This is a genomic window from Arthrobacter sp. (assembly GCF_031179385.1).
In the GTDB taxonomy this organism is placed as follows: domain Bacteria; phylum Actinomycetota; class Actinomycetes; order Actinomycetales; family Micrococcaceae; genus Arthrobacter_D.
In genome coordinates, this window is record NZ_JAPSHV010000130.1 from 1 (window position 1) to 6,641 (window position 6,641).

The following is a 6,641-nucleotide window of genomic DNA, read 5'->3' on the forward strand; positions in this document are numbered from 1 at the left end:
GGAGCCCCCTGCCGGATTCGAACCGGCGACCCCCTGTTTACAAGACAGGTGCTCTGGCCAACTGAGCTAAGGAGGCATGCTGGCTGAGCCAGCCCGCGCCGTCGTCGTCGTTTCGGTTTCAACAGCGCTACACAAGATTAGCCCAGCGCCGCGGTCGGCAGGAAATCAGCTAGCTCTTCGCCGCGATCTTCTCCTGCGCGACCGTGGCGAAGTCGCTCACCGCGTCCGGGACTTCCTCGCCGTCCACGAACACTGTGGGCGTACCAGTGATGCCGTAAGTCTCGGCTGCCTGCGTTCCAAACTTCACCCATGGCCGGAAGGTGTCCTCCTCGAGGCAGGCGGAGATGTCGCCGGCAGTTGCGGTCGCGGCCATGTCGGCAAGTTCGACGTCGGACAATTCCCCGTTTTCGAAGTTGCCGAACAGAGCGGCTGAGAAGTCCCAGTAGGCCTGAGGCGCAGTGTCTGCGACACAGGCGAGCGCGGCGGCACCGCGGGACGAATAGTTGGTCTGTGAATTGGGGTCCAGGTATGCGACGTTCCGGTACTCGAAGGTGATGGCACCTTCATCCAGCCACGTCTGGATCTGCTCCGCATGCGTCCGCTCAAAGTTGGCGCAGTGCACGCAGTTGACGTCGACGTAGGCGACAACCTGCACGGGTTCATCCGCGCCGGACGCAGCAACGCCCGGCGGCAGATCCGCGGGGTTCGGTGCTTCCTCGGGCAGGGAGGCGACGTCGACCGAGTCCACCGTGGCGGGCGCAAGTTCCGTTGTGGACGTAAGCACGATGCCGCCGTGTTCGTTTCCGTGCGCGGGAGCGGCACCGGCGTCGGGCACCTGAGTGCGGATGTTCCCAGCGACGATGAGGCCGACGATGACGAGGATCGCCACTACCGCCGCAACAACACCCCACTTGATGAGGAACGACGCGCGCTTCTCCCGTCGCTGCCGGTCCTCCATCACCAACCGCGCCTGCTCGCGCGCCTCCGACTTCCGTTGGGCCTTGCTGGGTCTGGGTGTGCTGGGCGTCATCAGTCCTCGTTGTTCCACATCGGTTGCGTCTTCACACCATTTTAGGTGACTCCCCCGCCCTCTCCGCAGCCGCGCAGCTCCCCTTCCCGACCGGCTAAAGTCATCAGTAGGCCTACCATCGTCAGGGGAGACAGTATGCAACCAGGTGACACCACGTACGGTGAGTTCGAATTCATTGTTGTGTCCAACCGGCTTCCGGTTGACCGCGTGAACGACGACGACGGAAACGGCACCTGGCGGCGGTCACCCGGCGGTCTGGTGACCGCGCTCGCTCCCGTGATGGAGAAGGCAGACGGCGCATGGGTGGGCTGGCATGGCGCGGCAGATGAAACCCTTGAATCCTTCGACCACAGCGACATCCGGCTCGTTCCCGTGCCCCTGAGCGCGGACGAGGTCGAGTTCTACTACGAGGGCTTCTCCAACGCAACGCTTTGGCCGCTCTATCACGACGTCATCGCGCCGCCTGAGTTTCACCGGCACTGGTGGGACTCGTACCGCAAGGTCAACGAGCGATTCGCTGCGGAGACCGCGTCGATCGCTGCCGAGGGCGCAACAGTGTGGGTGCAGGACTACCAGCTCCAGCTCGTTCCCAAGATGCTCCGGGAGGCGCGGCCGGATCTGAAGATCGGTTTCTTCAACCACATTCCGTTCCCTCCGCTCGAGATTTACGCGCAACTCCCGTGGCGCCGCCAGGTCATCGAGGGCCTGCTCGGCGCGGACCTGATCGGATTCCAGCGGCCGAGTGACGCCAGCAACTTCCTGCGCTGCGTACGCCGCTTCCTGGGTTTGGCAGTCCGCCAGCAACAGGTTCAGGTGAGGGGCGTCGACGGTTCACCCGACTACGTGTCGCGGGCAGAGGCGTTCCCCATCTCCATCGATGTCCAGCGCATCGTCGACCTGGCGAACCGCCCGGACATCATCGAACGCTCGAAGGAGATCCGGCGTGAGCTTGGGAATCCCAAGCACATCCTGCTCGGCGTTGACCGCCTCGACTACACCAAGGGCATTGGCCACCGCCTGAAGGCGTACGAGGAGCTCCTTGCCGACGGGCTCGTCAAGGTTGAGGACGCTGCGCTCATTCAGGTCGCGAGCCCCAGCCGGGAACGTGTGGAGCAGTACCGGCTGCTGCGGGAAGAGGTGGAAGGCGCCGTCGGCCGCATCAACGGCACCTACGACACCATCGCGAACACCGCTATCCGCTATCTCCACCACAGCTACCCCGTGGAGGAGATGGTCGCGCTGTATCTCGCAGCGGACGTCATGCTCGTGACTGCGCTGCGGGATGGAATGAACCTGGTCGCGAAGGAGTATGTCGCTGCGCGTACCGGCAACCGCGGCGCGCTGGTGCTGAGCGAGTTCGCCGGGGCAGCGGACACCCTGCGCCAGGCCATCCTCGTCAATCCGCACGACATCGACGGACTGAAGAGCGCCATCCTTTCGGCGCTCGAGATGACTCCCACCGAGGCCGGCCGACGGATGCGGGTCATGCGCCGGCAGGTGCTTCAGAACGACGTCGAGCGCTGGTCCAAAGCGTTCCTTTCCGAACTGCAGAACGGTGCCCGGGAGGAACTCCTTGTCTGAGTCACTCAGTCCTGAACTGCTCTCCGCGCTGGCTACGGCAGCCGCCACAGACACCCTTCTGGTCGCCCTCGACTTCGACGGCACCATGTCACCGCTCGTTGACCGCGCAGAGGACGCACGCGCGCTGCCGGGGTCAGCGGCAGCGCTGCGTGAACTGGCGCAACTTCCACGCACGACGACGGCGCTCATCTCCGGGCGCGCGCTGGAGAGTCTGCGCTCGGTCGCCTCTCCTGAACCGGAAACCCTGCTGATCGGAAGCCACGGAGCGGAGACATGGACCGGCCCGGATGGCGCTCCGCTTGAACTGACCGCGTCACAGGCGGAGATTCTCCGTCGGGCCACGGACGCTGTGCAGAAGGTAGTTGACATACACCCGGGCACGCTGCTCGAGCTGAAGCCGGCCGGCGTCGTTCTGCACACCAGGACCGCTGACGTCGAGACAGCAGAGTCAGCGACGACGGCGGCGCGCACCGCCCTGTCAGCCGTGGATGGTGTGCATCTGAGCAACGGGAAGAACGTCCTTGAACTCTCCGTCGTGCAGGCGGACAAGGGTCGGGGGCTACAGTCCCTGCGCGAGCTGACCGCCGCAACAGCGGTAATCTTCGCGGGTGATGATGTCACCGATGAGCATGCATTGAAGACTCTCACTGCGCCTGATGTCGGCATCAAGGTAGGCGACGGCGATACCGCTGCGGAGTACCGCATCACTTCACCCGAGCAGCTCGTTCAGGTGCTTCAGGAACTTGTAACACTTCGTACTGCTGGCGTCTCCGCCTGACTTCGTGCATACTCTTATCTTGTGACGCAGTTCACGGTGGGTCCCACTCGGCCTCCGTCGCTGTGAATCGCTTCAACTGAATATTTTCCATTCACAACGGATCGTCGGGCACGTACCTGCCCGTGAAAAGGATAAGAAAAACATGGCAACGGTAACGTTTGACCAGGCTACTCGCCTGTACCCGGGCACCGAGAAGCCCGCCGTAGACAAGCTCAACATCGAGATCGCAGACGGCGAATTCCTCGTTCTCGTCGGACCCTCCGGTTGCGGAAAGTCCACCTCCCTCCGCATGCTGGCCGGCCTGGAAGACGTCAACTCCGGACGCATCCTGATCGGTGACCGCGACGTCACCGACGTTCCCCCGAAAGACCGCGACATCGCGATGGTTTTTCAGAACTACGCGCTGTACCCGCACATGTCCGTTGCCGACAACATGGGCTTCGCCCTGAAGATCGCGGGCGTTTCCAAGGAGGAACGTGCTCAGCGCGTCCGTGAAGCCGCCAAGCTGCTCGATCTCGAGGACTACCTGGACCGCAAGCCGAAGGCTCTTTCCGGCGGTCAGCGCCAGCGTGTTGCCATGGGTCGCGCCATCGTCCGTAACCCCCAGGTCTTCCTCATGGATGAGCCGCTGTCGAACCTCGACGCCAAGCTGCGCGTTCAGACTCGTACGCAGATTGCCTCGCTGACCCGGCGCCTCGGAGTCACCACCGTGTACGTGACGCACGACCAGGTCGAGGCCATGACCATGGGCGATCGCGTGGCTGTTCTGAAGGACGGCATCCTCCAGCAGGTCGATACCCCCCGCAACCTCTACGAGCGCCCAAAGAACGTGTTCGTAGCCGGCTTCATCGGCTCCCCCGCCATGAACCTGCTCGAGCTTCCCACCACGGAGGCCGGCGTACAGTTCGGTGACACCACCTACCCGGTTCCCCGCGATGTGCTGGGCAACGCACACGGCAGCACCGTCACGCTGGGTGTCCGTCCCGAAGACCTCGCCCTCGCTCCCGCCGGTGAAGGCCTGCAGGTTGAGGTCGACGTCGTTGAGGAACTCGGCGCAGACGCGTACCTCTACGGCCACACCACCCTCAACGGCCGGGACCACGACATCGTGGCACGAGTCGACGGACGCCGTCCTCCGATGAAGGGCGATACCGTCTACGTGCGCCCCGAGAAGGGCCACGTGCACCTCTTCGACACCAAGGATGGACTCCGCCTGGCGGACCATGTGTAACATCCTGACCCACTGAGCGGTTAGTACACATCCCGCGGTGGCCCCTGTTGGTTGACGGTAAACTCAACCGACGGGGGCCATCGTTGTTGTTAGGACAGACGGAACATATGACTGATTCGAACCAAGCCAACTGGCATCACGAGCCGACGGATTACGATCAGCCCGGCAAACTGCCCCGCTCGAGGAACGCCCTTGGTGAGGGATCACTGGGATCGCTCAACATCACCGCGGCCGCAACCGATCCCGAGCTGCTGGACCTGCCGTGGCACCTTGCACTGGAGGAATGGCCCGCGGAGTATCTGGCCGCGCTTCCGCGCGGCATCTCCCGGCACATCGTCCGTTTCGCCCATTTGGGTGGTTCCGTCATTGCCGTGAAGGAAACCAGCGAGCACATCGCCCGGCACGAATACCACATGCTGCGCAAACTGCAGCGACTCGATGTTCCCTGCGTCGAGCCCGTCGCCGTCATCTCGGGCCGTCAGACGGCCGACGGCGAGGACCTCAACCCGGTTCTCGTTACCCGTCACCTGAAGTTCTCCATGCCCTACCGCGCACTGTTTTCCCAGATGCTGCGGAAGGACACTCTGACGCGCCTCATTGACGCCCAGGCGCTTCTACTCGTGCGCCTTCACCTCATCGGTTTCTACTGGGGCGACGTCTCGCTGTCCAACACACTCTTCAGGCGCGACGCCGGTGCTTTCGCCGCCTACCTGGTGGACGCGGAGACCGGGGAGCTCTACCCTGAGCTCTCCACCGGGCAACGTGAGTACGACCTCGAGATCGCCCGGGTCAACATCGCGGGCGAGCTCATGGACCTCGCCGAGGGCGGCCTCATCGAGGAGAAGGTGGACCCCCTGGCCACCAGCGAACTCATCATGGACAGCTACCGAAGGCTTTGGGCCGAGCTGACGGACAAGGAGTCCTTTGAACTGGGCGAGCGATGGCGCGTCAACGCGAGAATCCGCCGCCTGAATGAACTCGGCTTCGACGTCGAAGAATACGCCATCAAGACCGTTTCCGAGACGTCGCAGATTCAGCTTCAACCCAAAGTGGTCGACGCCGGCCACCATAGCCGCCGCCTCATCCGTCTCACCGGGATCGACGCCCAGGAGAACCAGGCCAGGCGCCTGCTCAATGACATGGATGCCTATCGGGCAGACAACAGCCCCGGCCTGGATGAGGAGATCAGCGCCCACCAGTGGGTGGCGCAGGTCTTTGAGCCCATCGTCCGGGCTGTCCCCCGTGAGCTGGGCGGGAAGCTCGAGCCCGCTGAGGTGGTTCATGAGGTGCTTGAGCACCGGTGGTATATGTCAGAGAAGCAGGACCGGAACGTTCCGCTCGCTGAAGCCGTGCAGTCCTACCTGGACTCCGTACTGCGGCACCGTCGCGACGAAGCTGCGATCATGCTGACCGCCGACACCAAGACGCTTGACATCATCAGCGGAGGAGCGCAGGAGGGCAGCTGAGCATCGCAGGCACAGTTCCTCAAAATGAGGAGAGCGTCCGCGGTTCAGGGCTAATACCCCGATCCGCGGACGCTCTGCTGTGTAGGCCAGCCTGCTATCTCTTCCCGCTTACGGAACCAGCTGACTGCAGTCAATCTCCTGGCCTTGGAACTCCTGAACACCGGGGCCCGCGGTCTGGCAGAATTCGACGACCTCTTGCGAGAAAGGTATCAGCGCGATGAGGCCGACGATCGCGATGATGCCCGTGATCACGCCGATAGCGCCGATGATGATGCCTGCGAGGGCAAAGCCGTTACCCATTCCCGCTTTCCGCGACTTCACCATGGCGATGATCGAGATGATCAGACCGACGATCGAGATGGGCCAGATGATGGCACAGATCAGGCCCACGATGCCGAGCGTCTTGCCGGGGTTCTCAGCGGGCTGGCCGTAACCCCCGCCGTACCCTCCCGGTGTGCCGTAGGGCGAACCCTGCCCGTAGCCGACCGGCGCCTGCCCGTACGGCTGGTCCGATGAGGGCTGCTGCCCGTACGGCTGGTGGGACGAAGGCTGCTG

The 6,641-nt window shown here is 63.5% G+C and carries 6 protein-coding genes and 1 tRNA gene; 4 read left to right on the forward strand and 3 right to left on the reverse strand.

Features of this window, described 5'->3' with window-relative positions:
- Nucleotides 1-2: 2 nt before the first annotated feature.
- Together RIF85_RS13700 and RIF85_RS13705 are read right to left on the reverse strand one after the other, a co-directional pair.
- Nucleotides 3-76: transfer RNA gene (locus tag RIF85_RS13700), tRNA-Thr, on the reverse strand.
- A 93-nt stretch (nt 77-169) separates the two neighbouring features.
- Nucleotides 170-1,030, reverse strand: a complete 861-nt coding sequence (locus tag RIF85_RS13705) for a thioredoxin domain-containing protein (protein ID WP_309072455.1) — start codon at nt 1,028-1,030, stop codon at nt 170-172.
- 135 nt (nt 1,031-1,165) lie between these two features.
- Here RIF85_RS13705 and RIF85_RS13710 point away from each other — a divergent pair, with 135 nt between their 5' ends.
- From RIF85_RS13710 to RIF85_RS13725, 4 genes are all read left to right on the forward strand, one after another.
- Nucleotides 1,166-2,611, forward strand: coding sequence for a trehalose-6-phosphate synthase (locus RIF85_RS13710; RefSeq protein WP_309072456.1), 1,446 nt, complete (start codon nt 1,166-1,168; stop codon nt 2,609-2,611).
- Nucleotides 2,604-3,389 (forward strand): trehalose-phosphatase, encoded by a 786-nt coding sequence (gene otsB / locus RIF85_RS13715; protein WP_309072457.1) that lies wholly within the window; start codon nt 2,604-2,606, stop codon nt 3,387-3,389. Before RIF85_RS13710 ends, otsB begins: the two co-directional genes overlap by 8 nt.
- A 142-nt stretch (nt 3,390-3,531) precedes the next feature.
- Nucleotides 3,532-4,620, forward strand: a complete 1,089-nt coding sequence (locus RIF85_RS13720) for a sn-glycerol-3-phosphate ABC transporter ATP-binding protein UgpC (RefSeq protein WP_309072458.1) — start codon at nt 3,532-3,534, stop codon at nt 4,618-4,620.
- Nucleotides 4,621-4,727: 107 nt separating this feature from the next.
- The gene (locus RIF85_RS13725) at nt 4,728-6,086 is read left to right on the forward strand and encodes a DUF4032 domain-containing protein (protein ID WP_309072459.1); all 1,359 of its coding nucleotides are present in this window, start codon (nt 4,728-4,730) and stop codon (nt 6,084-6,086) included.
- 108 nt (nt 6,087-6,194) lie between these two features.
- Here RIF85_RS13725 and RIF85_RS13730 read toward each other — a convergent pair.
- Nucleotides 6,195-6,641 (reverse strand): hypothetical protein (locus RIF85_RS13730; protein WP_309072460.1); only part of this gene is annotated, 447 nt, incomplete at its 5' end.

Bases quoted from the DNA above. Each gene is read 5' to 3' on its own strand.
- RIF85_RS13705 (WP_309072455.1), bottom strand. From the start codon at position 1,030: ATGACGCCCAGCACACCCAGACCCAGCAAGGCCCAACGGAAGTCGGAG.
- RIF85_RS13710 (WP_309072456.1), top strand. From the start codon at position 1,166: ATGCAACCAGGTGACACCACGTACGGTGAGTTCGAATTCATTGTTGTG.
- RIF85_RS13720 (WP_309072458.1), top strand. From the start codon at position 3,532: ATGGCAACGGTAACGTTTGACCAGGCTACTCGCCTGTACCCGGGCACC.
- RIF85_RS13725 (WP_309072459.1), top strand. From the start codon at position 4,728: ATGACTGATTCGAACCAAGCCAACTGGCATCACGAGCCGACGGATTAC.